Origin of the sequence: Pantoea sp. Tr-811 (genome assembly GCF_011752535.1) — a bacterium.
Classification (GTDB): Bacteria; Pseudomonadota; Gammaproteobacteria; order Pseudomonadales; family Pseudomonadaceae; genus Aquipseudomonas.
Genome location: NZ_VWXJ01000008.1, coordinates 214,336 through 240,337, shown reverse-complemented (window position 1 = coordinate 240,337; position 26,002 = coordinate 214,336). Strand labels below are relative to the sequence as shown.

At 65.6% G+C, this 26,002-nt stretch carries 12 protein-coding genes; 9 read left to right on the top strand and 3 right to left on the bottom strand.

Translation table 11 applies throughout. The features are described from left to right. Positions 1–17: 17 nt before the first annotated feature. The 7 genes from F3J44_RS14540 to F3J44_RS14510 all read left to right on the top strand — a co-directional run bounded on the left by F3J44_RS14540 (position 18) and on the right by F3J44_RS14510 (position 9,088). On the top strand, positions 18–1,208 hold the full coding sequence (locus F3J44_RS14540) for an efflux RND transporter periplasmic adaptor subunit (protein ID WP_240158368.1): 1,191 nt from the start codon (positions 18–20) through the stop codon (positions 1,206–1,208). A gap of 10 nt (positions 1,209–1,218) precedes the next feature. Next, positions 1,219–4,350, top strand: a complete 3,132-nt coding sequence (locus F3J44_RS14535) for an efflux RND transporter permease subunit (RefSeq protein ID WP_167273524.1) — start codon at positions 1,219–1,221, stop codon at positions 4,348–4,350. Next, the gene (locus F3J44_RS14530) at positions 4,350–5,732 is read left to right on the top strand and encodes an efflux transporter outer membrane subunit (RefSeq protein ID WP_167273521.1); all 1,383 of its coding nucleotides are present in this window, start codon (positions 4,350–4,352) and stop codon (positions 5,730–5,732) included. Before F3J44_RS14535 ends, F3J44_RS14530 begins: the two co-directional genes overlap by 1 nt. A 117-nt stretch (positions 5,733–5,849) precedes the next feature. Next, on the top strand, positions 5,850–6,524 hold the full coding sequence (locus F3J44_RS14525; protein ID WP_167273518.1) for a histidine phosphatase family protein: 675 nt from the start codon (positions 5,850–5,852) through the stop codon (positions 6,522–6,524). A gap of 2 nt (positions 6,525–6,526) precedes the next feature. Continuing rightward, positions 6,527–7,348, top strand: coding sequence for a phosphatase PAP2 family protein (locus F3J44_RS14520; protein ID WP_167273516.1), 822 nt, complete (start codon positions 6,527–6,529; stop codon positions 7,346–7,348). A 27-nt stretch (positions 7,349–7,375) separates the two neighbouring features. After that, positions 7,376–8,038: a bifunctional 2-polyprenyl-6-hydroxyphenol methylase/3-demethylubiquinol 3-O-methyltransferase UbiG gene (locus F3J44_RS14515; RefSeq protein WP_167273513.1), complete on the top strand. Its 663-nt coding sequence runs from the start codon at positions 7,376–7,378 to the stop codon at positions 8,036–8,038. 165 nt (positions 8,039–8,203) lie between these two features. Beyond that, on the top strand, positions 8,204–9,088 hold the full coding sequence (locus tag F3J44_RS14510) for a DMT family transporter (RefSeq protein WP_167273511.1): 885 nt from the start codon (positions 8,204–8,206) through the stop codon (positions 9,086–9,088). On the opposite strand, the gene F3J44_RS14505 is transcribed toward F3J44_RS14510, so the two are convergent. Further along, positions 9,085–9,963, bottom strand: coding sequence for a hypothetical protein (locus tag F3J44_RS14505; protein WP_167273508.1), 879 nt, complete (start codon positions 9,961–9,963; stop codon positions 9,085–9,087). The genes F3J44_RS14510 and F3J44_RS14505 overlap by 4 nt on opposite strands. Before the next feature lie 216 nt (positions 9,964–10,179). On the opposite strand from F3J44_RS14505, the gene F3J44_RS14500 reads away from it, so the two are divergent. Continuing rightward, entirely contained in the window at positions 10,180–11,016 is an 837-nt protein-coding gene (locus tag F3J44_RS14500) for a bifunctional allantoicase/(S)-ureidoglycine aminohydrolase (protein WP_027918838.1), read from the top strand. Positions 11,017–11,160: 144 nt separating this feature from the next. Next, the gene (locus tag F3J44_RS14495; protein ID WP_167273506.1) at positions 11,161–11,760 is read left to right on the top strand and encodes an START domain-containing protein; all 600 of its coding nucleotides are present in this window, start codon (positions 11,161–11,163) and stop codon (positions 11,758–11,760) included. 19 nt (positions 11,761–11,779) lie between these two features. On the opposite strand, the gene F3J44_RS14490 is transcribed toward F3J44_RS14495, so the two are convergent. Together F3J44_RS14490 and F3J44_RS14485 are read right to left on the bottom strand one after the other, a co-directional pair. Then, a complete protein-coding gene (locus F3J44_RS14490) occupies positions 11,780–24,235 on the bottom strand; it encodes a filamentous hemagglutinin family protein (RefSeq protein WP_167273503.1) in 12,456 nt (4,151 codons plus the stop codon). A 209-nt stretch (positions 24,236–24,444) separates the two neighbouring features. Further along, a complete protein-coding gene (locus F3J44_RS14485; protein ID WP_167057090.1) occupies positions 24,445–25,602 on the bottom strand; it encodes a substrate-binding domain-containing protein in 1,158 nt (385 codons plus the stop codon). Positions 25,603–26,002: the final 400 nt, after the last annotated feature.

Below are 26,002 nucleotides of genomic sequence, written 5' to 3'. Positions count from 1 at the left end.
TCGGCTCGGAGCCTGCGATGCCTACTTTATTCCACTCGTTGATGTTTGCCCGTTCGCCCCTGGCCCGCGCCCTGCTGCTTGGCGCCGGCCTGCTGGTGATCGGCGGTTGCCGCGAGGCCGAAACCGCCGACGCAGCGCCGCCGCTCCAGGAAGTGGCGGTGTACGAGGTGACCACCGCCGCCCAGGCGCTGACCACCACCCTGCCCGGCCGCGCCACGGCGCACCTGGTGGCCGAGATTCGCCCGCAGGTGGGCGGCATCATCCAGAAACGCCTGTTCAACGAGGGCGACACGGTCAAGGCCGGCCAGGCCCTGTACCAGATCGACCCGCAGCCCTACCAGGCGGCGTTGGCCCAGGCCCAGGCCACGGTCAGCTCGGCCCGCGCCACGCTCAAGGCGGCCGAGCTCAAGGCCAAGCGCGATGCACAGCTGGTGAAGATCGACGCCATCAGCGCCGAAAGCAATGAAAGCGCCCAGGCCTCGTTGCTCGAAGCCCGGGCCAGCCTGCAATCGGCGCTGGCCGCGCAGCACACCGCACAGATCAACCTCGACTACACCCGCATCACCGCGCCGATCGATGGCCGCAGTGCCACCTCCTCGGTCACCCCGGGCGCGCTGGTGACCGCCGAGCAGACTACGGCGCTGACCACCGTGCAGCAACTGGACCCGATCTACGTCGACTTCACCCAGCCCAGCAGCACGCTGCTGCGCTTCAAGCGCGAACTGGCCGAAGGCAAGCTGGCCAGGAGCGGGCAGCAAGACGCTGCGCGCATCAGCCTGGAGCTGGAGGACGGCAGCACCTATGCCCACGCCGGCACCCTGACCTTCAACGGCGTAAGCGTTGACGAAAGCACCGGCAGCGTCACCTTCCGCGCCGTGGTGCCCAACCCCGACGGCCTGCTGATGCCGGGCATGTACCTCAAGGCCACCGTGCAGGAAGGCGTGCAGAACGACGCCATCCTGGTGCCGCAGCAGGCCGTGAGCCGCGACGAGCGCGGCGACGCCACCGCCCTGGTGGTGGTTGACGGCAAGGTGCAGCAGCGCGAACTGACCCTGGCCCGTGCGCTGGGCAACCGCTGGTGGGTCAGCCAGGGCCTGGCCGCCGGTGACCAGGTGATCGTCCAGGGCCTGCAGAAGGTGCGCGTCGGTCAGCAGGTGCAGATTCAGGCACAGGGCAGCGCCCTCACCGCCATCAACGACAGTCACTGAGGCGTATTACATGGCACGTTTCTTCATCGACCGGCCGATTTTCGCCTGGGTCATCGCCATTCTGGTGATGCTCGGTGGCGGCCTGGCCATCTTCCAGCTGCCGCTGGCCCAGTACCCCAACATCGCGCCGCCGCAGATCAGCCTCAGCGCCACCTACACCGGCGCCTCGGCCAAAACCATGGAAGACTCGGTAACCCAGGTGATCGAGCAGCAGATGACCGGCCTCGACGGCCTGACCTACATGTCGTCGAGCAGCAGTTCGTCGGGCAGTGCCAAGGTCACCCTGACCTTCGCCGCCGGCACCGACATCAACACCGCGCAGATGCTGGTGCAAACCAAACTGGAGCAGGCCAAGGCGCGCCTGCCCGACAGCGTGCAGCAGCAAGGCATCGAGATTCACAATTCGGCCAGCGACTTCCTGATCATCGTTTCCCTGGTGTCGGACAACCCCGATGTCAGCGCCACCGATATCAGCGACTTCATCTCAAGCACCCTGTATGACCAGATCAGCCGGGTCAGTGGCGTGGGCCAGGTCACCACCCTGGGTTCGAGCTATGCCATGCGCATCTGGCTCGACCCAGACAAACTCAAGCAGTACGCGCTGATGCCCTCGGACGTGAGCAGCGCGCTCGAAGCGCAGAACGTCGACACCTCGGCCGGCCAGTTGGGCGCCCTGCCCGCCCGCGCCGGGCAGCAGCTCAACGCCACCATCAACGCCCGCAGCAAGCTGCAGAGCGCCGCGCAGTTCCGCGACCTGGTGCTCAAGCACAACAGCGCCGGCGCCGTGGTGACCTTGGCCGATGTGGCCCGGGTGGAGCTGGGCAGCGAAAGCTACGACGTGGTCGCCGAGCACAATGGCCGGCCCTCGGGCGGGCTGGCGGTGAGCCTGGCCACCGGCGCCAACGCCCTGGACGTGTCCGAGGCGGTGCAAGCCAAGCTGGCCGAGCTTGAGCAGTTCTTCCCCAGCAAGCTGCAGTTGCGCAGCGAAGTGGCCTACAACACCGCGCCGTTCGTGAAGATATCCATTGAGGAAGTGGTCAAGACCCTGTTCGAGGCCATCGTCCTGGTGGTGCTGATCATGTACCTGTTCATGCAGAACCTGCGTGCGACGCTGATTCCGGCGATTGCCGTACCGGTCGTACTGCTTGGTACGTTTGGTGTACTGGCCATGCTCGGTTACTCGATCAACACCTTGACCATGTTCGGCATGGTGCTGGCCATCGGCTTGCTGGTGGATGACGCCATCGTGGTGGTGGAGAACGTGGAACGGATCATGGCCGAAAAAGGCCTGGCGCCCCGGGAAGCCACACGCCAGTCGATGGGTGAAATCAGCGGCGCGCTGATCGGCATTGCCGTGGTGCTCTCAGCGGTGTTCGTGCCCATGGCCTTCTTCGGCGGCTCCACCGGGGTGATCTACCGGCAGTTTTCGGTCACCCTGGTGGCGGCCATGGCCTTGTCGGTACTGGTGGCCATGACCCTGACCCCGGCCCTGTGCGCCACCCTGCTCAAGCCGGTGGCCCAGCATGGTACGCCGCGCAAAGGCTTCTTCGGTTGGTTCAACCGCCACTTCGAGCGCACCGCCGAGCGCTACCAGGGCGCCGTCGGCCAGGTGCTGGCGCGCCCCCTGCGTGCGCTGCTGGTGTACGCCTTGGTACTCGGTGGCGTGGCGTTGATGTTCCACAAGCTGCCTAGCGCATTCTTGCCCGAGGAAGACCAGGGCATGCTGATGATGCAGATGACCCTGCCGGTCGGCGGCACCGACGAGCGCCTGCAGGCGGTCAGCCGCCAGGTGCAGGACTACATGCTGCAGCAGCCGGAAGTGGACTCGATCCTGACCGTGCGCGGCCTGGGCAACGGCGGCAACGCGCAGAACTCCGGGCGCGGCTTCATCAAGCTCAAGGACTGGAGCGCGCGCCAGGGCGAGGCGCACAGTGCGGCCGCCGTGGCGCAACGCGCCAACCGGGCACTGTCGAGCATCCTCGACGCCAATGTGTTCGTCATCGCCCCGCCGGCGATCCAGGGCCTGGGCCAGAGCTCCGGCTTCGACGTGCAACTGCAGGACCTGGCAGGCCTGGGCCATGCCGAACTGCTGAAGGCACGCGACCAGTTCATCGCCCTGGCCGCCAAGGACCCGCGCCTGGCCAATGTGCGCGCCCAGGGCCTGGAGGACACCCCGCAGCTGGACGTTGCCATCGACGACCGCAAGGCCGGGGCCATGGGTGTTTCGGCCAGCGACATCAACAGCACCCTGAGCACGGTGATGGGCGGCAGCTACGTCAACGACTTCATCGATGCCGGGCGGGTAAAGAAGGTTTACCTGCAGGGCGAAGCCGACAAACGCATGCAAGCCGAGGACATCGGCGCCTGGTACGTACGCAACGACAGCGACGCCATGGTGCCGCTGTCGGCCTTCACCAGCACCTCGTGGAGCACCGCCTCGCCGCTGCTGGAACGCTACAACGGCTTCGGCGCCTATGAACTGGTCGGCGAGCCTGCCGCCGGGGTGAGCTCCGGCGATGCCATGGCCGCAGTGGAGCAGATCATGGGCCAGTTACCCGAGGGCGTCGGCTATGCCTGGACCGGGCAGTCGTACCAGGAGCGCCTGGCCGGCAACCAGGCCCCCCTGTTGTACGCCATTTCGATTCTGTTCGTGTTCCTGTGCCTGGCGGCCTTGTACGAAAGCTGGTCGGTGCCGTTCGCGGTGATGCTGGTGGTGCCGGTGGGCATCCTCGGCGCGCTGCTGCTGACCGGGCTGCGCGGGCTGGCCAACGACGTGTACTTCCAGGTCGGCCTGCTGACCACGGTGGGCCTGGCGGCGAAGAACGCGATCCTGATCGTCGAGTTCGCCAAGGAAGGCTACGAGCGCGGCCAGGACCTGCTTAGCGCCACCCTCGAAGCCGTGCGCATCCGCCTGCGCCCGGTGCTGATGACCTCGCTGGCGTTCATTCTCGGGGTGCTGCCGCTGGCCCTGAGCAGCGGCGCCGGTGCCGGCGGGCGCCAGGCCATCGGCACCGGCGTGCTGGGCGGCATGCTGGCTGCCACGCTGCTGGGCCTGTTCTTCATTCCCTTGTTCTACGTGCTGGTGCAGCGCCTGGCCGGCCGCCGTGCTACCCGCGCCGATACCGTTGCAGGAGAAGCCTGATGCGCTTGACCCCACTTATTCTGGCGCTGGCCCTGGGCGGCTGCGTCAACCTTGCCCCCGACTACCAGCGCCCGGCGGCGCCGGTGGCCGAGCAGTGGCCTGGCAGCAGCGCCAGTGCCGCCAGCAGCACCACCCAGGTCGACATCGCCTGGCAAACCCTGTTCGTCGACAGCCGCCTGCGCGACACCGTCGCCCAGGCCCTGGCCAACAACCGCGACCTGCGGGTGGCCGCGCTGAATGTCGAATACCAGCGTGCCCAGTACCGCATCCAGCGGGCCGCGCTGTTCCCGGCGCTGTCGGCCAGCGCCGACGGCACTCGCCAGCGGGCGCTGTCCAACGGCAGCACCACGGTCAGCAGCCAGTACAGCGTGGGCCTGGGCATCAGCAGCTATGAAGTGGACCTGTTCGGGCGCCTGGGCAACCTCAAGGATGCGGCGCTGGAGCAGTACCTGTCGCTGGAGCAAACCCGCCGCAGCACGCAGTTGAGCCTGGTGGCCGAAGTGGCCAGTGCGTGGATGACCTTGGCCGCCGACCAGCAACTGCTCAAGCTGGCCAACGACACCTATGCCAGCCAGCAGAAAACCTATGCCCTGGTGCAGCAGAGCCATGGCCTTGGCGGCGAGTCCGGGGTCAGCCTGGCCCAGGCGCGCAGCACGGTCGAGTCGGCCCGGGCCGATGCGGCCAACTACCAGGGCCAAGTGGAGCAAGACCGCAATGCCCTGGAGCTGTTGGTTGGCCAGCGCCTGGACGACAGCCTGCTGCCGGGCCAGAACCCGCTCGACAGCACCCTGCTGGTCAGCGTGCCGGCCGGCTTGCCCTCGACCTTGCTGCAACGCCGCCCCGACGTGCTGGCGGCCGAGCACACGCTGAAGGCGGCCAATGCCGATATTGGCGCTGCGCGCGCGGCGTTCTTCCCAAGCGTCACCCTTACCGCCAGTGGCGGCAGCGCCAGCAGCGCGCTGTCGGGGTTGTTCAAGGGCGGCAGCGGTGCCTGGAGCTTCGCCCCATCGGTGAACCTGCCGATTTTCAACGCCGGCAGCAACCGCGCAAGCCTGGATGCCGCCAAGGTCACCCGCGACATCGACGTGGCCAGCTACGAAAAAGCCCTGCAGACCGCCTTCAGCGAAGTGGCCGATGCCCTGTCGGTGCGCGCCCACATCAACGAACGGCTCGATGCCCAGCGCAACCTGACCGAGGCCACCCGCACCAGCTACACCCTGTCGCTGGCGTTGTACAAGCAGGGCTCGGACAGCTTCCTCGACGTGCTTGATGCACAGCGCTCGCTGTATTCGGCCCAGCAGTCGCTGATCAGCCTGCAACTGGCCGAGCAGGTCAACCGGGTGACCCTGTACAAGGCCCTGGGGGGTGGCTGGCAGGGATAACCGTTTTTTCACATCCGCTTCACCGGTGTACCACAACCGCGCAGTTAAGGTGCTGGCCATTCTCGGGTGGCCCGCCGTTGCGGCCCGCCCGCTGTCTTTGGACTTCGGAGTGGCTGCATGCTGGAACACACGATCACGATCCCCCAGCGCGCGCCGCGCGCCAAACGCCGCTCGCGCGCATGGCTGGCAGCGGCGGCGCTGCTGGCCTTGGCCGGCATTGGCCTGTGGCAAGCCAACGCCACCCAGGTGGCAGACCTGGGCAGCGTGCAGCAGATGCATGGCCACGGCGTCTACAGCGCCCTGGACAACGACGAGGTGATTGTCCTGGTGCGCCATGCCGAGCGCTGCGACCGCTCCAACCATGCCTGCCTCAACGACCCCGCCGGCATCACCCGCGAAGGCAGCCAGGCTGCCGCCGCCGTGGGCGATGGCCTGCGCCGCCTGGGCCTGGCCGGCGCCGACACCCTGGCCAGCCCGGAGGTGCGCACCCAGCAGACCGCCGCGTTCGTCTTCGGCAAGCCCATCGAAACCCAGGACTGGCTGGCCCGTTGCGACGACACCTTTGCCCGTGCCGCCCTGGCGCATAAACGCGAAGGCCACAACCTGGTGCTGGTCACCCACAGCGGCTGTATCGACCACCTGGAACGCCAGCTCGGCGTTGCCGGGGGCGACCGCTCGCCGGGCTACGCCAGCGCGCTGTTCATCCGCAAAGGCAGCAACGGCAAGGCCGAACTGCTGGGGCAACTCAATCCCAACCAGTGGCAAGCACTGCTCAGCCAGACAGGGAAGTAAACATGCCTGCGCCATCACGCTCCGCGTTCTACCTCACCAACCTGGGGCTACCGCTGCTACTGGCGGTGGTCACCTTCCTGGCCTTCGACCTCACCGAGCTGGACCGCTGGCTCAGCAACCTGCTGCTCGACCCGGTCAGCGGGCAGTTCCCGCTGCTGCACGATGCCTGGTTCGAAAAGGTCACCCACAAGTGGCCGCGCATCCTGCCGAACTGGACGGGCGAAGCGGCGCTGATCGGTTCACTGCTGTCGTTGATCTGGCCGTTGCTGGCCAAGTACCCCAATGCCTCGATCACCCGTGGGCTGAACAAGGCGCGCATCAGCCCGTTGCTGCAGTTCACCACCCGCTACCGGCGCGACCTGTTCTACGTGGTGGTGGCGTTCGCCCTGTGCACCACGGTGATTCACTACCTGAAAAGCCACACCAGCGTGTATTGCCCGGTGGAAACCACGTTGTATGGCGGTAGCCAGGCGCGGGTGGAGTGGTACCAGAACTTCCGCTGGTTCAGCGAGGCCGGCGAAGGCCGTTGCTGGCCGGGCGGCCATGCGTCCAGTGGTTTCACCTTGATGGCCTTGTATTTCGTAGCCCTGCGCCACCGCTGGCAACATGCGCGCACTTTACTGGTGGCGGTGTTGTTGATCGGTTTCGTCTACGGCACCACCCGTGTGCTGCAGGGTTGGCACTTCATGTCGCACACCTTCTGGGCCGGGATATTCGTGTGGTTCACCAGTTTCGCCAGCGCCTTGTGCTTCTATGGCCGCCCGGCCTTGCAGGCGCGACCGCACGCGGTTGCAGACAACCTGCGCGCAGGTGCCTATGCTTGAGCAGCCCCCTTGTCCAGGAGCCTGCACATGCCCAACCCGGAAACCGCCCTGCTGAACAGCTGGCAACAAAACGCCCAGGCCTGGATCGCAGCGGTACGCAGCGGCGCCATCGAAAGCCGCCAGCAAGTCACCGACCGGGCGATGCTGCTGGCGATTCTCGGCCGCCAGCCCGAACGGGTACTGGACCTGGGGTGTGGCGAGGGGTGGTTGCTGCGCGCACTGGCCGACCGCGGCATCGAGGCGGTGGGGGTGGATGGCGATGCCACGCTGGTGCAGGCAGCGCGCCAGGCGGGCTCGGCGCAGGTGTACCAGGCCAGCTATGAACAGCTGGCGGCGAGTGAGGTGAACATAGGCAGTGGCTATGACCTGATCTGCGCCAACTTCGCCCTTTTGCAGCAGGACATCATTCCCTTGTTGGCGGCCATGAAAGGGCTGTTGCTGGCTGAGGGCGCCTTGGTGATCCAGACCTTGCACCCGTGGGGGGTGGCCGGTGGCGAGTACCAGGACGGGTGGCGTGAGGAGTCGTTTGCTGGGTTCGGTGGAAACTGGCGGCCCATGCCGTGGTATTTCCGCACCTTGGCCAGCTGGATGAATGCGCTGGACATGGCGGGGTTTCGTTTGTTGAGCCTGCAAGAGCCACAGCACCCGCAGAGCCCGGTGCCGCAGTCGTTACTGTTGGTTGCTCAGTAGCCTGTGCGGGCCTCATCGCGAGCTTTGCTCGCTCCTACGGGATGACCGCAGCCTGGTAGGAGCGAGCAAAGCTCGCGATACGCTGGCATGGGCGACAAGCCCCTTGAACTTCCCCGCTGCAACCCGCTAGCCTGCGCTCCCCCCTTCCCGGATGGACCCCGCACCATGCGACCGCGTGACCTCGCCGCCTACCTGTTTCTGGCCATCGCCTGGGGCTTTTCCTTTCTGGTGGTGCTCAAGGTGGTGCACGCCTTTGGCTGGGTTGGCGCGGTGAGTTTTCGCGCATTGATTGCCGGGGGCACCCTGGCGGTGCTTGCCGCCCTGCTCGGCCGCGCCCTGCGCCTGCGCCCGCTGCTCAAACCGCTGACCGTGGTGGGCGCCACCACCGTGGCCGGGCAATTGATCGGCCTGTCCTACGCCACCCCGCGCATCGGCACGGCCATGGCGGCGATCTTCGTCGCCAGCATTCCGCTGTTCTCGATGATCATCGGCCGGGTGTGGGGGCTGGAGAAAATTTCCCGCCAGGGCCTGGCCGGGCTGTTACTGGGCCTGCTGGGCATCGTCATGCTGGTGGGGTTCCCGGCGCAACCGGTGACCGAGGCCTTCATCCAGGGCTGCCTGGCCTCGCTGTTTGGCTGCGTGTGCGCAGCCTTTGGCAGCAATTACGCCAGCCTGCACCTGCGCGGGCAAGACCCCTGGACGGTGACCGGCGGTGCATTCCTGGCCGGAGGCTTGCTGACCTTGCCCTTGCTGCTGGTGGTGCCGGTGCCCACCGTGCCGGGGGCCGGGGACTGGCTCTACCTGCTGCTCAGTGGCGGCGTGATGAGCGCCACCACCTATGTGCTGTACTTCGGCCTGGTGGCACGCATCGGCGCCACCCGCACCATCAGCGTCGAGTTCGTGGTGACATTGGTGGCCGTGGTGGTCGGCGCGCTGTTCCTCGGCGAAGCCTTGAGCGCGCTGCAGGCCGCAGGCGGCCTGGTGATCCTGCTGGGTTGCATGCTGGTGCTGGGCCTGCTGCCCAAGCGCGGCAAGCGCCTGCCCAGTTAACGCTGGGCAGTGGCGTCGTCGGCCGGTGGCGTCAGGCGCAGCACCCGGTTGCGCCCGCCTTCGGCGAGCAGGTAGCCGCCCTTGCCATCGGCCATGATCGACTGCGGCGCCTTGAGGAAGGTCAGCACCACGTGCTGGGTGCCCTCGGCATCGATACGCAGCAGGCGCGCGCGGTGGGTGTTGTCTTCGCTGATCCACAGGCCGCGCTGGTCGCACATCAGGAAAGTGGGGTGGCGCAGGCCCTGGGCCACGACCGGGTCGTTGCCGTCATCGGCCAAGGCGCGCACGATGCCAGTGCCCTTTTCGGTATACAGCAGGCGACCGTCATGGCAGCGGGTCAGGCCTTCGGTTTCGCTGAGGCCCGAGCGCAGCACATCCAGCTGGCCGGTCTGCCAGTCGTAGCGCATGAGCCGGCCATCGCCCTTGCGGTCTTCGATGGCAAAGAGGTGATCGCCGTCATTCCACAGGCCCTGCACGCTGAAGCCTTCGAACAGCGGCACGAACTGGCCGTCGCGGTACAAGGTGACAGGCGCCTGGCCGCCTTCCTGGCTGAACACCCAGCCGCCCTGGGCGGCAACCATGCCATCGGGTTTGGACAGGTTGTTCAGCAACACCACGCGGTCACCATGGGCGGTGATCTTGAGGATGCTGCCATGGCCATCGTCCAGCTCACGGCTGACCAGCAAGCTGCCATCGGCCTGCGGGAGCAGCGAGGCGGCCTTGTCCACGTCGCGGTGCAGCACCTCGACCTCCCAACCCTTGGCGGCCTGCACCGGGTAGAAGGATTGCCAGGCGAAAAAGCCCAGGGTGGCGGCCACCAGGCCGGCGGCGGCGGTCAAGGCGATGCGGGTGCTGCGCTGACGCAGGATGGGCATGGATTCTGGGCTCCTTTAGGTTGGGCAGGATCCTAGCAAGAGGATGTGAAAATTTTGTCATGGCCTGACATTGGCATTCAGTAACTGAATGTCGAGTATTTCAACATTTAATTTGTGGATGGAACGGCCGTCGCCCTATGCTGTTCGGGCATCCCCTGCACGCACCGGCCGGTGTGGTTCAAGGCATGGGGAGAGAACAACAAGTCGAGATCGTTCATGTCGAATCACTCCTACTTCGCCCCCCACGGTGGGCACCCAGCTCAAACCGAGCTGCTGACTGACCGTGCCATGTTCACCGAAGCCTATGCCGTGATCCCCAAAGGCGTGATGCGTGACATCGTCACCAGCCACCTGCCGTTCTGGGACAAGATGCGCATGTGGGTCATCGCCCGCCCGCTGACCGGCTTTGCCGAAACCTTCTCCCAGTACATCGTCGAAGTGGCCCCGGAAGGCGGCAGCGAGCGCCCTGAGCTGGACCCGAACGCCGAAGCCGTGGTGTTCATCGTCGAAGGCGAGCTGGACATCACCGTCGAAGGCAAGCACCACACCCTGACCCCAGGCGGCTACGCCTTCCTGGCCCCGGGCGCCGAGTGGAGCCTGCGCAACAACAGCAAGGCCAACGTCACCTTCCACTGGCTGCGCAAGCACTACCAGAAAGTCGAAGGCCTGGCCGTGCCTGAGTCGTTCGTCACCCACCGCGACAACGCCACCGTCATCGAGATGCCGGGCACCGAAGGCCGCTGGGTCACCACCCGCTTCGTCGACATGGCCGACATGCGCCACGACATGCACGTCAACATCGTCACCTTCCAGCCAGGCGGCGTGATTCCGTTCGCCGAAACCCACGTGATGGAGCACGGCCTGTACGTGCTCGAAGGCAAGGCTGTGTACCGCCTGAACCAGGACTGGGTGGAAGTGGAAGCCGGCGACTTCATGTGGCTGCGCGCCTTCTGCCCGCAAGCGTGCTACGCCGGCGGCCCAGGCAAGTTCAGCTACCTGCTGTACAAGGACGTGAACCGCCACGTGCACCTGACCCTCAACCCGCAGCGTTGAGCCATTGGGGCCGCGCTGCGGCCCATCGCGAGCTATGCTCGCTCCTACCAGGGGCGTAGCTCGCATTGCGTTTCTGCCCCGCCTGGCAACTTCTCTGTTTGCCGCTCATACTTCAATACCCTACCTCCACACATGGTGCACAGCATGAACCGCTGCTTGCTGCTGGCCATCGTGCTGTTTTCAACCTGTGCCCTTGCCAGCGACGACTGGAAACTGGCCTACGACCGCGAAGGCATACGTGTCTACCTGGCGTCCGCCAGCGACTCGCCCTACCAGCAATTTCGGGGTGTCAGCACCATGAAAGCCAGCGTGCGCACGCTCACCGACCTGCAGGAAAACCTGCGGGTGGCGTGCAAGTGGCTGTATGCCTGTGAACAGATGCGTTTGCTGGAAGTCGACGGCGACACCACTTGGGTGTACCTGACCACCGACCTGCCATGGCCGACATTGCCCCGCGACATCGTGCTGAAGGTCACCAGCGAGCGGCTCGATGACGGCACGCTGGTACGGCACCTGAGTGCCGACCCGCGCAAGGTGCCGGAGGAAAACGGGCTGATCCGCGTGCAGCGGCTCAGTGGCGAGTGGGTGATGAAACCCCTGGGCGAACGGCAAACCGAGGTGACCTACCAGTTGCAGGCCGACCCGGCCGGGGATGTGCCGGGGTGGTTGGCCAACCGGTTCGTGGTGGATGCACCGGTGGTGACCTTGAGAACGTTGAGGGCCGTGGCTGAGCGCCAGCCTTGACGGCCCTTTCGCCATGGCCTCAAAGCAACAGGTTACCCCGCTCCTCCTCGGTCAACTCCCCCCGTGCCCGCTCATCCAACTGCCCGGCCCCCAGCACCTGCACCGGGCTCTGGCGGTTGTACTGCGGGTTCAGGCTCGCGCCATCCTGCCCCGGCACCAACCGCTCGCCACCAAAGCCCAGCACCCGCACGGTAATCACCGACGGCTGGCGCTGGCGTGCCGCTGCCTGCTGCTGGCGCCCCACCTCCTCTGCCGCCTGGGTTGCCGACGATGCCGCCGCACTGGCCGAGGCGATCGCCCCGGTGTTCACCGACGCCACCACCGGCATGCCCTTGGCATCGCCCTGCACCTGGATGTTGGCAGCGTTCACCACCTGCAGCGCGGCGATGTTGACGTTGCCCGACACGCGGATGCCCGCTTCGCCGGCATCGATGGTGCCCAGCGGCGCGATCAGGTCGATGTCCCCGGGCGCCACTTCGGCGATGGGGTTGAGCGTGGCGATACCGGCGCCGGTACTCGGCACCGACGGCGCCAGGGCAACGTTGCCCCACAGGTCGTAGGTGCGCTTGGGCGGCGTATACACCACGGTGGTTTTCGAGCCACGGCCGGCGTTGATGTCGCCTTCGGCCGACCAACCGAGGATCGAGCCGCCGAAGGTGGTCATGATGCGGCTCTGGCCCAGCAGGATGCTGCCTTGGGCATACAGCTGGATATCGCCACTGCCCTGGGTGATCACCCCCGCCGTGGACGGCGGCGCCTCGCCCTCGATGCCGAACACCTGCTGGCCACCTGGGGTGAGCACCTGGATATCGCCACCGAAATCGGTGTGGATGCCCGCGCCGCCGTAGAAGGTGGCGTTACCGGTGTAGCTGATCGGGTTGCCGGCCACGTCCTTTTCCGGGAACAGCGCGGCAATCGCCTGGCGGCCACGCAGGTAGCTGCCAGTGCGCGGGCCGTCGACGTCGGTGTACTCGCGGCCACCTTCACGCAGCTCGGCGAAGTACACCTGGCGGGCGAAGATGCGCTGCTGCTCGGTTGGCAGGGTGGCGAAGTAGGCCCGGGCCGCTTCGCTGTCGCCCTGGAAGGCGAAGCGCTCGCCCAGCCAGGTGACCAGCTCCTGGTCGTAGACCTTGGCGACCTTGTCGGGCTGGCTGGCCAGCGAGGCGCCAGTATCGAGCAGGTTGCTCGGGTTCAGGTAGCGCTCCAGCAGATTGCGGTAATCGGCCCCCTGCGCACCGGCACCGACCAGAACAGCGATGGAAGCCCCGTCATTGCCAGAACCACTGCCGTCGATGCGGCCAATGCTGTTGATCGACGCCTCTTGATAAGCAGAGCCGATGCCTTGCCCGGACTGGTACAGATCACGCCCGGCCACCACTTCCAGTTGCCCAGGGCCGGCGACGTTGAACGTACTGAGGCGGATATCGCGCCCTGCACTGACCAATGAGACATCATTGCCATCACCGTGAATGATCAAGTTACCGGTGCTGGTAACCGGTCCCCAACTGGTGCTCAACACGCTATTGGTGGTGCGCGACGTTTGCAGCGGAACGCCTGCGTTGACAATGTCGCGCCCGGCCATGATGCGCACCGGGCCACTGCCTTGGTACAACGTGCGGCCGCTTAGTTCGTAGGTCAGGATCTCGCCTGTAGCCAGGCCGACGATATCGCCGTCCAACGCATAGAAACGCACCGGCGCGAGGGGGGCCACACCTTGGCTATAGGTATTGACGTCGTAGGTGTAAAGCGGGAAGTCGTTCGGCTCGCCTTGTAGATCGGCATGCAGGTTGCCCGAAAGAATCGCGCCTCTTTCGCCAATGCCGGCAAACGCGGGGCGTTGCGGGGTGGCGATGGCCGAACTGTCGGTACCTGCCTGGCTGACCACGTAGCCACTGGCGTAAATGGAGTCACCGGCGAGCAGCTCAAGCGCGGTATTGAACGAAGGCGCAACCATCAGCGAATTGGGCGACGACGCCCCAATCCGCGTGCCTACTGCCGAGCTGCCGTAGTACAGGCTTCCATTGGCGGCCACTGCACTCAGCGCGGTCGGGTAGAAGATACGGCCATCATACACAGGCAAGTTGGTACTCGGGCTCGCGCCGTCTACAGTGACCACAGGCACCAGGTTGCCGCCTGAGCTCATCAAGCTTACCGACGTAGTCGGACGCCAGAGCGAGAACCAGCTGTAACCCTCGCTCGGATAGGTGATACCGTCATCACCCAGGTACGGCGAGGTATTGAAGGTAGACACACGGCCAGGGTCGCCGACGCCTTGCACCACCATGTCGCCACGCGCCTGCAAGCGAACACCGCTATCGCCCACCATCAATGCCAACCCGCCCATGGCATTGGCGCGGCTTGAGGTATACGGGTCGTACGCCCGCGACTCGTTGTTGTCATGGGCGACCGAGTAGCTGCCATAGAGCTGTTCCAGCACGCCGACACTTTGCGCGTCCACCTGCAACGCCCCGCGCACGTTGACCAGCGTGCCTTGCAAGTCGATATCGGCCCGCGCTGAGCCGGCCGCCGCGTAACCGGGGTTGATGCCACCACCGACACGCAGGTTCAAGTCACCGCCGCCGGTTTGCACCAGACGCCCGTCAGCGTCGATCCGGCCGGAGCTGGCCACCACCAAGTCCAGGCCCTGGCTGCGCTCTACGTCGCTGTTCAGGGCATTGCTGGCTTGCTGCAAGCCAGCAGCGCCGGTCACCCGGACGTCCAGATTGCCCCCGCCCAGCGTGCCGATACCGGTGAAACCCACCAGCCAGGGGTCTGTCGCGCTGGTGCTAGGTTGCTGTGCGTAGGTACCGAAATTGATCCACCAGGCTGCCGGCGTATCGGCATCGCTTTGGCCTTGCCGCCACAGCCAGTTACCCACCGAGGCCGTGGCTTGCTGCGGCCGCACACCGGAAGCACTGAGCTTGCTCGCCATCAGGTTGCCGAGCAGATCGCTGCCGGCCTCGACATACAGGTTGCCGCCTTGCTCGGGGTACCAGGCTTGATAGGCTTGCGCCGTCGCCGCTTCATAGGCTGCCCCGGCCTGCCCCAGCAACGTACCGTCGGCTTGCACACCGCGAAGGCCTTGATGAGGGTCAGCCCCGTCGACCAACAGTGCCGCAGAAGGCGTACCTGCCGTGTACACACCGAACAACGAGTCCATGCGCCAGTCACCGGCGCTGATCAGGTCCAGGTCGCCAGTGCCGGTACGCAAGACACTGAACAGCTGGGTTTTCGGCGTGACGATGAGCCGGTCGCGGGTGGGCTCACCGCCTTGGCCTGGGTCGTCAATTTCCGAGCACCATTCAGGAATGATCTCACAAAAGAAAATCTGCTCGTCAGGAACACGATCACCCGGCGGATTACCTGCTCCATTGATATCGGACCAAACCAGCACTTTCTTCGGTTCGATAAAGGTGCACCAATCAGGGATGATCTCGCAGAAGAAGATCTGATCTTCAGGCACGGGATCACCCGGCGGATTGCCTGCCCCATTGATATCGGACCAGACCCAGCCACTGGCAGGGGCGGTTCCGCCGCTCCCGGGCTCCAGCAAAAGGTCAGCAATGTAGTGTTGGTCGGCAAGACGCAGTAGGCCGGCATCCGGCTCGGGGCGTGTCAGGCGGCTATCCGCCGCCTCCAGGTCGGCACCGGCAACCAGGCGCATCGACCAGGATTGCGACCCTTGCGGCAGCATCTGCGCCAGCGCCCAGTTGCGCCCCTGCTGGCCATCGACCGATGGCCGCAGTTCGATCACATCGAGGTCTTCGGCAAGCTTGACATCGACACCCGCCGGCAAGCGCGCGCCCACGGCCAGTTCCAGCGGGCCGCGCTGGCTCAGCCCGCCTGCCGGCAGCGTTGCACCTTTGCTCCAGACGCCGCCCAGCACGGCCATGGCCACCGGTAAACGCGAACCCGCGTCGAAGTAGGTGCCGCCCGGCAAGGTGACCGATTCGGCCAGCAGCGTACCGGCGGCGTACAGCAGGTTGCCCTGGGTGTCGCGCACGGCCGCGTCCAGCACCGTGCCCGCCGGCAAGGTGAGGCTGGCAGACAGCTGCAAGTCGGTTGGCAGGCGGGTGTTCGCCGGCAAGGTAGTATCGGCGAATGGCAGGTCGAAGTTGAGCTGGCTGCCCTCGGGATACAGGGTTCCCTCGGCCAGTTCCACGCCACTGCGCGGGATCACCAGGTCGCTGTCGAACGGTTGCTTGCCGGGTAACAGCAGCCAGCCGCGCCCATCGGTACGCGCCTCGTCGCTGGCAGAGTCCGGCGGCGCGAAACCGTCGTTGATACTGCCATAGATTTCCAGGTTGCCGCCTGCACGCAACACCAGGTTGCCCACCTCGCCCGAGCCATAGACCGAGGTTTTCTGGGTGAGCGGGTTGATGCTGTCGTAGCGATGAGCCGACAGATCAAGGTCACCCTGCACGATCAGGTCGGTCTGGGTGTCGCGGGTGGCGATTTCCAGACCAGGGCGCAGATGCAACGCCTGGGCATAGGCCGCCGTGGTCAGCCCGGCCAGGCGGGTGTCACGAAGATCACGGTTTTTCAGCAGGTTCTCGATGAAGGTGGCATTAAGCGCATCTTTGCCGTCCAGATAAGCCTGGTCGATGTACTGGAACGGTCGGCCGCTGGCCGACAGCCCGCCATCGGGGGCATCGGTGTAACGCTGGTTACCCACCACGGCGATGGTGCGTGCACCGGTAATGTCCAGCGCGCCACGTGCTTCGATGGCGATGTCACCCACGGTGTCGCCACCCACCCGCGGGGCGATCAACTGCAGGGTACCGAGGCTGCGCCCGTCATGCAGGTTGGGGCCACTGCCGGCAGCGGCCGAGGTGCCATGGCGCAGGTCGAACGCAGCACCACTGGCGAGGGTCAGCAGGCCCTCTCCGCTGTTAAGCTCGATCACCGCACGGTTCGGTGCATCGATGATCGCGCCGTAGCTATCGACCCGCAGCACGCTGCCATGGGCGTCCAGCCGCGCACCACCGTTGACGGTCAGGCCTTGTTTGGCCGCCAGGCGGATGCTGCCTACGCGCTCGCCGCTGGCATCGACCAGGCCGTTGACGGTGAGGTGGCCATTGTCGAGCGACAGGCTGATCTGGCTGGCCTTGAGCTCATCGCCCAACACCAGGTCACCCTGCTTGATCTGGAAGCTGCGTGCACCGAACACCTGGTCGCGGTTCAGGCGCTGGTTCAACCCCGTGAAGTCGTCCAGCCACTGGCCGCGAAGGTTCACCTCGGCAGCGGCGTAGGGCACCTGGGTGCCGCCTGCGTCGTAGTAACCGCTGGCAGCGCCGAGTATCTGCCCAAGCAGCTCGATGTGCCCCGCCTCACCCAGTGCGGTGGCAGTCAGGCGCCCGGCGCGGTTGTTGCTGGCGCTCAGGTCGATCTGTGAGGCCGCTGCCTGGCGAATGCTGCCGGCCTGGCTGGCCAGTACCAGATCGCCGCCCCAGCTGTAGCGGGTGACATCGTTGAAGGCCAGCGCGCGGCCGGCCAGGTCGATACGTGCGGTGTCGCCGAGCAGCACATCGTCGATGGCATCGAGGGCCAGCTTGCCGCTGGGCAGGCTGAACGTACCGTCGACCACCACACGCTGGCCGCTCAGCGCCAGTTCGGCACCCAGGCTGTCCCGTCCGGAGGCCAAGGCGCCCTCACCTGCCGCGACACGCACCTCGCCACCGGCCTGGATGCGGTTGATCGAACCGGCAGCACCGGTCCAGAGCGGCGTGCTGACCTGCAGGTCGCCGCCGCTGTACTGGAAGGTGCCATCGGCCTGATAGGTGCCGCGCTGGTGATACACCTGCAGGCTACCAGTGTGGTTGGCAGTGACCTGGTGGCTGGCGCTGATGTTGACCAGGCCGAAGCCCAGCGTCTGCCGCGCCATGTCGGCGCTACCATTGGGCTGGCTGTTAGGGCCATAGCCAAAGGTCATGTCCTGCACCTGGATATCCAGCACACCGTCGCCGCTACCGGCCCCTCCGGTGATCGGGGTGCCTGCAAGGGTTTGCGCGCCCTTCCAGACCAGGCTGCCGGTGCGAATGCTGGCGCGGTCATCGACGCCACCGGCGCCATAGATGGCTGGCGTACCGAGCACCAGGTCCTGCAGGCGGTTTTGCCCCGTCAACGGGTCGAAGGTATCGAGCACGGTGGTCCCGAAGAAATTCATCGAGTCGCTGGCCGATAAGGTCAAGGATTCGAGCGCCGGTACCTGCTCGTCGGCATTGCCCTGGAACAGGCGGTCCAGTACCTGTTGGTTCAGGGTCAGGCCGGCACCGAGCACACCGGCCTGCGCTGCGCTGTTCAACGCCTGAAGTGAGCCGACGTTGATCCGGCCAACGGCCAGGCCCAGGTGTCGGCTGCCGAAGCGGACCTGGTCGCCGAGGCTGAAGGTATTGTTGGTGACGGCGAACAGCGAGCCTTCGGAATACAGGCGCGTCTGGCCCTGGCAATCACCTGTCGGGCAATCGCCGATGATGATCGAGCCTGCGCCATCAAAGCTGGTACCAGTAGTGGGTGGCTGGATATCCATACGCCCGTTGGACACAGCCAGCATGGCCCGCAGGCCTGGCGACAACAGGTAGCCGTTCGACGCATCGAACGGCACCGCGCCCTGGCCCAAGGTGCTGACTGTCGCGCCCTGTTCGATGAAGATGCCACCGCTGACGGTACTGTTGAACATCCACACTTCGCCGGCGCTTAGCTGCGCGCCGGAGCGCAACCACAGGTTGCGGTTGTAGCCTTCAAACTCCACCACATTGCCGCCCTGGCCATAATTCACGATCGGTCGGGCACCGATACTCAGCCGTGGCGCATGCAAGGCTGACAGCTGGCTGGCATACAGCGACGCGGTATCCTCGCCAGGCAATGTACTCTGCGTGCCATCGGCCAGCAGTTCGATGCCTTCGTTAGGGCCAAGCACGGTGGCATAACCAGCTGCACCGTCCTTGGCTGCACTGAAGTCGACCGTCCCGGCAAAACGAAGTTTGTCCTCGGCATTCACCCCAGCGGTGAAGGTGAAGGTCAGGCCCTTGCCATCGGCCTCGATGGCCGCACGGGGCACCCCCTTGGTGGCAGCATCGGCCGCGACGAAGGCCGCGTAACTCATTTCGTTGTATTGGGAATATTTGCGCAACGTGTCGGCGGCGGTGACGATCACCTGGCTGGAAACCGGCTGGGCGATGCCCGTGTTGACCACCGACACGCGGCCCGAGGTCGCCCAGGAGCCGTTACGCAACGCCAGGCTGGCGCTCTGCTTGCCAGTGCCCGCCAGGCCATTGAGTTCCACCCGATACGCACCCGGCAACAGCGCGTAGCTGGCAGGCAACAAGGTGTAGGTACCGGCGACCAGGCCCGGTATGCCGTGGTCCAGGGTGATCTGCTGGCCAATGCCGGGGTCGCTGACGCCGGCTTCAGCGGCCAGCGGTGCATAGTCCACTGCAAGGCCCGGGACGATGGCATACACCGGGTTGCTCGACAGCGACGGCAACACCAGCTGGCCGTCGCTGTCGAGCTGCACCAAGGGGTTGTAACGCGCATCGGTGGAGCCGCCACGCCCAGAGATGAAGCCTGCACCGGTGAGTTCGCCCCCACCGGACAGGTCGATCAGCGCGCCTGCTTGTACATCGACCTGCGCTGCGGTCAAGCTCACACCACGGCTCGCATCGCCTGCGGCGCCCAGCAAGCTGACGCTTTTGCCGTCGTACAGGTAATTCAGGCCGTCGACGGTACCGCCATACGGCATCTGCACGCCCGCTGCGCTCACCGAGGTGATGCTGCCTGGCAGCAGGCGCAGTTCCTGCACCGGGCTGCTGGCGTTGCCGATGGCGATCTGGCCAAGCGGCGCACGCAGCACGCCGCCCTGTTCCACCGTTCCGGCAAGCAGTTCCAGGCGCCCGAACACCGACAGCGGCGCTGCCGGCGTGGCGCCGTTGCTGGCGATACGCAAGGTGGCATCCTGGGTGGTTTCGACCGAGGCGAAGGCGCCGGTCACCGGGTAAATCTGCGCGGCTTGCAAGGTGAGGTCGGCATTGCTGATCAGGCGAGTGCGGTCGCCGCTGCCCACCAGCCCGAGCAAGCGGATATCACCTGCACTGACCAGGCTGGCCAAGCCAAAACCTCGACGGTCAAAGGTCAGGCTTTGCCCGTCGCTGTGGGCCAGGGTGCCGTGCGCCCCCAAGGTCAACACGTCGCGCACTTCCAGCAGGTTTGCCTCGACAAGCAATGTGCCCTCGCTGGCTTGCTGCGACAGCCCGCCTTTCACTGTCGGGCGCTTGGCCACATCGGACCCCAGGTGGTTGCTCCCGGCCAGGCGTACGAATGGCGCCTGCAGGTGTACGTGGGCCTCGTCGCCCGCGCCCTCGCTCAACACCAGCGAGCCAGCATACAAGCGCATCTGCTGGGCCATGCCCAGTTCGATGTCGCCGTCGAAGGCCAGCACGCCATCGCTGAGCAGGTCGAGGCTGGTGAAGCCCGCTGCCTGGATCTGGTCCACGCTCAGGCGGCCCTGACCGTAGGCTGGCATACCCTGGTTTTGCGCCTCGCTGTGTTGCGTCAACAGGAGCTCGCGGGGCACGTTGAATGCGTCGGCCACATAAGCGTTCAAGTACAGGCCGGTATCCAGGGCAACGGCAAGGGTCCCGCCCGCCGCGCCGGCCCCACCGGAAACCGCGCTGAACCCGCCGTCGAGCTGCAGCCCGTTGTTCGACGCCAGGCTGATGCTGCCACCGGCACTGGCGACCGCGACCTCGCCCTGGCCAGGTACGTAGAGAGCCGCCTGGGCACCGTTGGCGCGCAGTTGTGAGCCCTGCTCCAGTATCAGGAACAGGTCCATGGCTTCGCTGGTGCCCTTGGCATGGTCGATCTCGCCACCGATGACGATGCTGCCGCCTGCGTCCACCCGCCCGTAACGGCGACCAAGGCTGTCGAGGGCCACGTAGGCCTGGCCGGACACATCGATCGATGCATCGCTGCCCAGGCGAATCGAGCGTTCATGGGGCAACTCAGCAATGCCGGTGGCCGCCAGCGAAGGTTTTTCCTGCAACAAGCTGACCGTGCCACCCAACGCTTGCAGGCTGCCCTCCAAGGTGATTTGCGCCGTGCTGCGCAAGGCGATGTTTTGCAAGGGGTCGACAGTGATAGCAGCGCCCTTGCCAATTGCCAGTACGGCAGCCTCACGCTCGGCCTGGCCTTGCAGAATATCCCCTGCGGCCAGGATCAAACTGGCGCCCTCGCGTTGGCCAAGTTCACCGGCCGGTGCGTTTTCGAGCAACAACGGCGGCAGCCAGGGCGCTGCCTGGTCGCTGACCGCCCGGCCAGCATTGAGCGCTTGCACGGGCCGGGTTACCTGCACCTGGCTGCCTTCGGCAACCGTCAGGCCGCTGCCACCGCGCACGGTGTACTGGGCGAAGCCAAGGTTGAAGAAGTCGGCTGCCAGATAAACGCCGGCGTCAGCCTGGGGCTCGCCGCCGATCTGCACCTGGCCACCGCGAATATCGAGCGTGCCGGCCCCCGTGCTGCCGTAGCCACGCACCTGACCGTCTAGTTGCAGCTGGCTTGTGGCGTCCGCGCCACCTTCACGGGCGTTGGCCGCCACCTGCAAGGTCAGGTTGCCACCACTGCCACCCAGCAGGCGGTTGTTCTCACCGCGCACGATACCGCCGGACACATCGAGCAAACTACCCTGGCCCAGCACCACATCGCCGGAACTACGCAGCGACAGGTCGCCGCCATTGCGCATGGCGCTGGCCGTGGCGGTGTTGAGCTCACTGCGCACCCCGCTGGCGTCCAGTAGCACGCCGTCGGCAACGCTTACGTGCGCACGGGTGCCTTGCGGGGTGGCCAGGGCGCGCTCGACAAGCGCCCCGCCATTCATGTCAGCAACCACGTCACCCAGGCTGATACTGCCTGCCTTGGCCACCAGGTCGGCGTTAACCTCCACCTGCGGGCCATGCAACGCCAGCTGACCGCCATCGGCCAGGGCCACGGCACCGTCAACCTGCACAAGCTCGCTGGCAACCACGGTCAGCCCGCCGAGGCCGAAGGCGCTGAGCTGCTCGCTGTCCAGTACCAGGCGCCCTCGGCGCGTTTCATCCAGTGCGCTGTCCAGGTCGACCGAGGCGCTGGCCCCGGCTGCGCCGCTTTGCAGCCGTACCTGTTGCATGACCGGGGCCAGGCCATAGGCGAGCTCTTTGCTGGCCACGATGTAACTCGGCGTTTGCTGGCCGATCACCAATTGTGCGCCTCGCGCCTGGGCCGAGTGCGTCTGCTGGTAGCCGTCCAGTCCCTGTACCGGCGCCTGCACCTGGCGTTCGTCCTGCCAGGTTTCCCCGATCAGTTGCCCGTCGAGCACCGCGCTCTGGGTTGTCACCACAAGGCTGCCGGCATCGCGGCCTACGGTGTAGCCCTGCTCGAAGCGCTGCTGCGGGGCGATCAGCGGGTTGTAATACACGGATGTCTGGCCCCAGCGTTCGCTGATGTCCTCGTAACCTCGATAAACGCCGGTGTACAGCAGGTCGCCGGGCGCCTTGGACACCTCGTACAGGCGCCCGTCGACGCCACGCAGCCAGCTTTGCTGAATCACCCCGTCCTGCACGGCCAGGGTGCCCCCGGACAGGTTGATTTCGGCGCCGGCACGGGTTACCAGGTCCTGGCCGGTGAAGGTCAGCGTGCCGCCCTGGGCCATCCACTCGCCCACACTGTGGTTCTGCGTACCCAGGTAGCCTGCCACTTCCAGCAAGCCGCCGGCGGTGTACCAGCGCTCGTTGGCATAACCATTGACCCCAGCCGCGACATGCACCAGCTCGCGCACATCGACCCACACGTCGCTGTTGATCAACCCGCCTGCGTCGCGGTTGCCCGCCGCATCGCGCTGCTCGTTGCCTTGCACGTTGATCTTGATGTTGTTGCTTTCCATCGCCACCTTCACGCCCAACGCACCGGCGACGTCGATGTGCGCGCCATCGTCCACCAGGCTGCGCTGGCCGGCACTGACGGCGACCTGGCCACCAGTGGCCAGGGTCAGCGAACCGCTCTGGAAATGCACGGTACCGCCGCTGACCACCTCGACACGGGACTGGTCGGTGCGGTCAGCCACGGTGCTGAGGTTGTCGAAGTGGCCCGTGGCGAGGTTGCCCTGGCCCTGTTTGACCGCTTCAAGGGAGGCTTGGCGCTGGCTGTCCAGGGCCTGGCTTTCGTCCAGCATGATCGCGGTCACGCTGCCCTGGCCGAAGCTCACGCTACCGGTGCTGTCGCTGGCGGCGTTGAGCAGGTGGATGCTGCCCCGGCGGTCCACCGAGGTGCTGGCCAGGGCTACACCGTTCTGTTGAACCTGGTGCCCGGTCAGAGTGATGTCGCCGTCTGCGGCCTGGATCAGGCCTGCGTTGCGCACAGTGCCTGCCTGGCTGTTGCTGGCTCGGCCAGTGGCAACCTCGTTGCCGCGGGTAGTGGAATACTGGTTGGCAGTGGTGCCTTGGCCACGGCGGATATAGAACTCATCGCCTGCCGCCAGGGTGGCCTGGCCCTTGGGGCTGATGATCTGGCCTTCGTTGCTCACCTCGCTACCCAGCAGCAGCACGTAGCCGCCCCCGGTGGTGGAACTGGCCGGCTCCTGGGTCTGGATTTGCGCGCCACGCTCTACCAACACGCTGCCTGCAGCCTGGCTGAAGGTGGCCTGGCTGCCGGTGGTGTCCACGTACAGGCCGCGCTGGGTGAATTGCTCGTCGCTGATCTGCGCTGCCGCTGCCACCAGGTTGCGCACGTTGACCTGGCTGGTGCCGCTGAACACCACACCGTTGCGGTTGGCCAACATGACCGTGCCGGGGGCCTCGATCTGGCCGTGAATCTGGCTGGGGCGTGCGTTGGGGTCGTTGACCCGATTGAGCACTGCCCATTCGGCCTGCTGGGCGAACTTCACCGTGGTGTCGCGCCCTACGTTGAAGGTCTCCCAATTGAGGATCGCTTTGTCGGCAGTCTGTTCGATGGTGACCTGGGTTTTGCCGTTGGCTTCGGCCTGTTGCGGCGCCTTGGCGTTCAGCCAGCCCTGGGTCAACGGATTCTCGTCGACCTTCAACCCGCCTTGGCCCAGGCCATTGGGCACCACTTGCGGCTGTACCTGGGCCAAGGTACGCCCGGCAGCCTGCGCGGCCTGCTGGGCGGCGATCGCCGACACTGTGTTGTTGAGGTTGCTCAAGGAACGCTGGAACTGCTGGTTCAGGCGTTGCTGCTGGGCCAGTGGCGGTGGCGTGCCCGGCACTTGCGCGGCGGCCCCGGCACTGCCCGATGCTGGCGCGGTCGATGCCCCCTTGGCCGCGAACCAGGCCGAACTGAAAGGCTGCGCAGCCTGGGCCGTGCCCGCCAGCATCAACAGCGCGATGGCCTGGGCCAGCGGCTTAAGCAGCAAAGGCTCGGCAGCGGCAGGCTTGCTGCGACGTTGAACGGCTGGAGCTGGGAGGTCTGGCTGGGTCATGCCGCGCGACATCGCTTCGGTTCCTTGTGCGGAGTCTTGGAATTCAACTGGATCGCGGCGTTGATGCCGCTTTGCCATAAGGCGGTTGCCACCGACACCGACCGAACCTTTGTCATGCAAAGTTCATCTCGGTGGGCTATGGCGCACAAACGAAAAAACCGGCGGCGTCACGAAGACGCCACCGGTTCTATGCCCATTGCGGGCAGCGCGTGGTCGGTAACTTACGAACGGCCGATGCCGTTGCAGACCGAGGCGTTGTTGATGTCCAGGCCGTCGCCGTAGGTGTTGTTCAGGAACACGTTCTTGATTTCGTCAGCATAAGCGGTCGGCAGGCTGACGAAGGCGTGCAGCGAGATAGTGCTGGATTTGGTGCCGCTGTACAGGTCGTTGAGGAAGCTGCGGATCGCGGTGGCGTCAGCTGCGGTCTGGTAGCACTGACCGACGATCAGGTTGGTGTAGCCAACGATTGGATAGCCGGCGGTTGGAACAGGGTTATCAGTAGTGCCCGAACCGAAGGTTGGTACCCATTTGGATGGGTTGGCGCGATCGGTTGCGTTGCTTGGCGCAACAGCGGTGCCCAGAGCGGTCTGAGCGTTGGCGGAGGTTGGCAGCGGAGCGGTGCCAGCGGCCATTGCAGTCTTGCTCACACGGGCAACCACAGCGTTGTTGCCTGGGTTGACGTAGTCAGGGCTGACGTAGCCGATGGTGCCATCGGTGGCGTTGACAGCGGTGATGACATCGCCGCTACCGGCAACAGCTTGCCAGGTCGAAGGCACGGCGGTCTGCTTGGCACTGGTGAAGGTGCTGTTGACTTTGATGCTGGTCGGGCAGGTGTCGTTCAGGAAGCGAGTCAAAAGCTCAGTGGTGCCGCTGCTGCCGTCACGGTAGATGATCTTGATGGGTGTGTTATCGCTAGTGCCGAGCATGGCGCCCCAAGTCGTTGCGCTACCCGAGAAGGCGGCACACAGTTGGGCTGCGGTCAGCTGCAGGGTGGTGTTACCCGACTTCTTGTAAGGGATAGTCACCGAAGTACCTACCGAAGGAATCTGGATCAGACGGCCTTTGGTGGCGAGTTTGTTGGTGTTGTAGGTGGACAGTTCGGTGGCGCTCAGAACCGAATCGCTACCAGCGAAGTCGACTGGAGTGCCGGCAGCCTGGTTGATCGACGCCGGGGCATCGGTCAGGAAGGCGGTTTTGCCGCCGCCGCTGCCTACGCCGGTGTAGCTGAAGTCGGTCGGCAGCAGACGTGGCAGCGGCGAGGCACCGTTGTAGAGTTTTTCCGGCAGGGTAGCACCGCCACCGACAACAGCAGCCATCGATTGAGCCGAAGCCAGGGTAGCAGCCACCAGGGAGGCGGCGATCACAGTACGTTTAAACATGAAGCAATCTCCTATCGTCGTGTTTGTACGTTGAGTGGGTCGCGCATTGCTATGCCGACAGGCTGCGGGCCTTGATCCAGAGGGGTTGCTGGCCTGTCCACGGAGCCAACAATCGCAGTTTGTGGTGACAGGGAAAGGAAAAAATCTCGGGAGTTTCAAGGAGAATTTCTCGGGATTTCAGGGGGTGGGAACGGTGGCGGTACGGGGGTAAAACGGGCCATGTCCAGGCGTGGCAGGCGCGGGCGCTCGGGAGGTTGGGTGGGCCGCCACTCGGGAGGATGAATCACAGGTTTCAGCCGCTTCGCAATCTTCTGTTTGGAGCGGCTAAGCCTGCCTCTTCGCGTGCATCTGCCTCTTTCATGCACCTCGATATCGAGACAGGCACCAAGGGGCCGCGCGC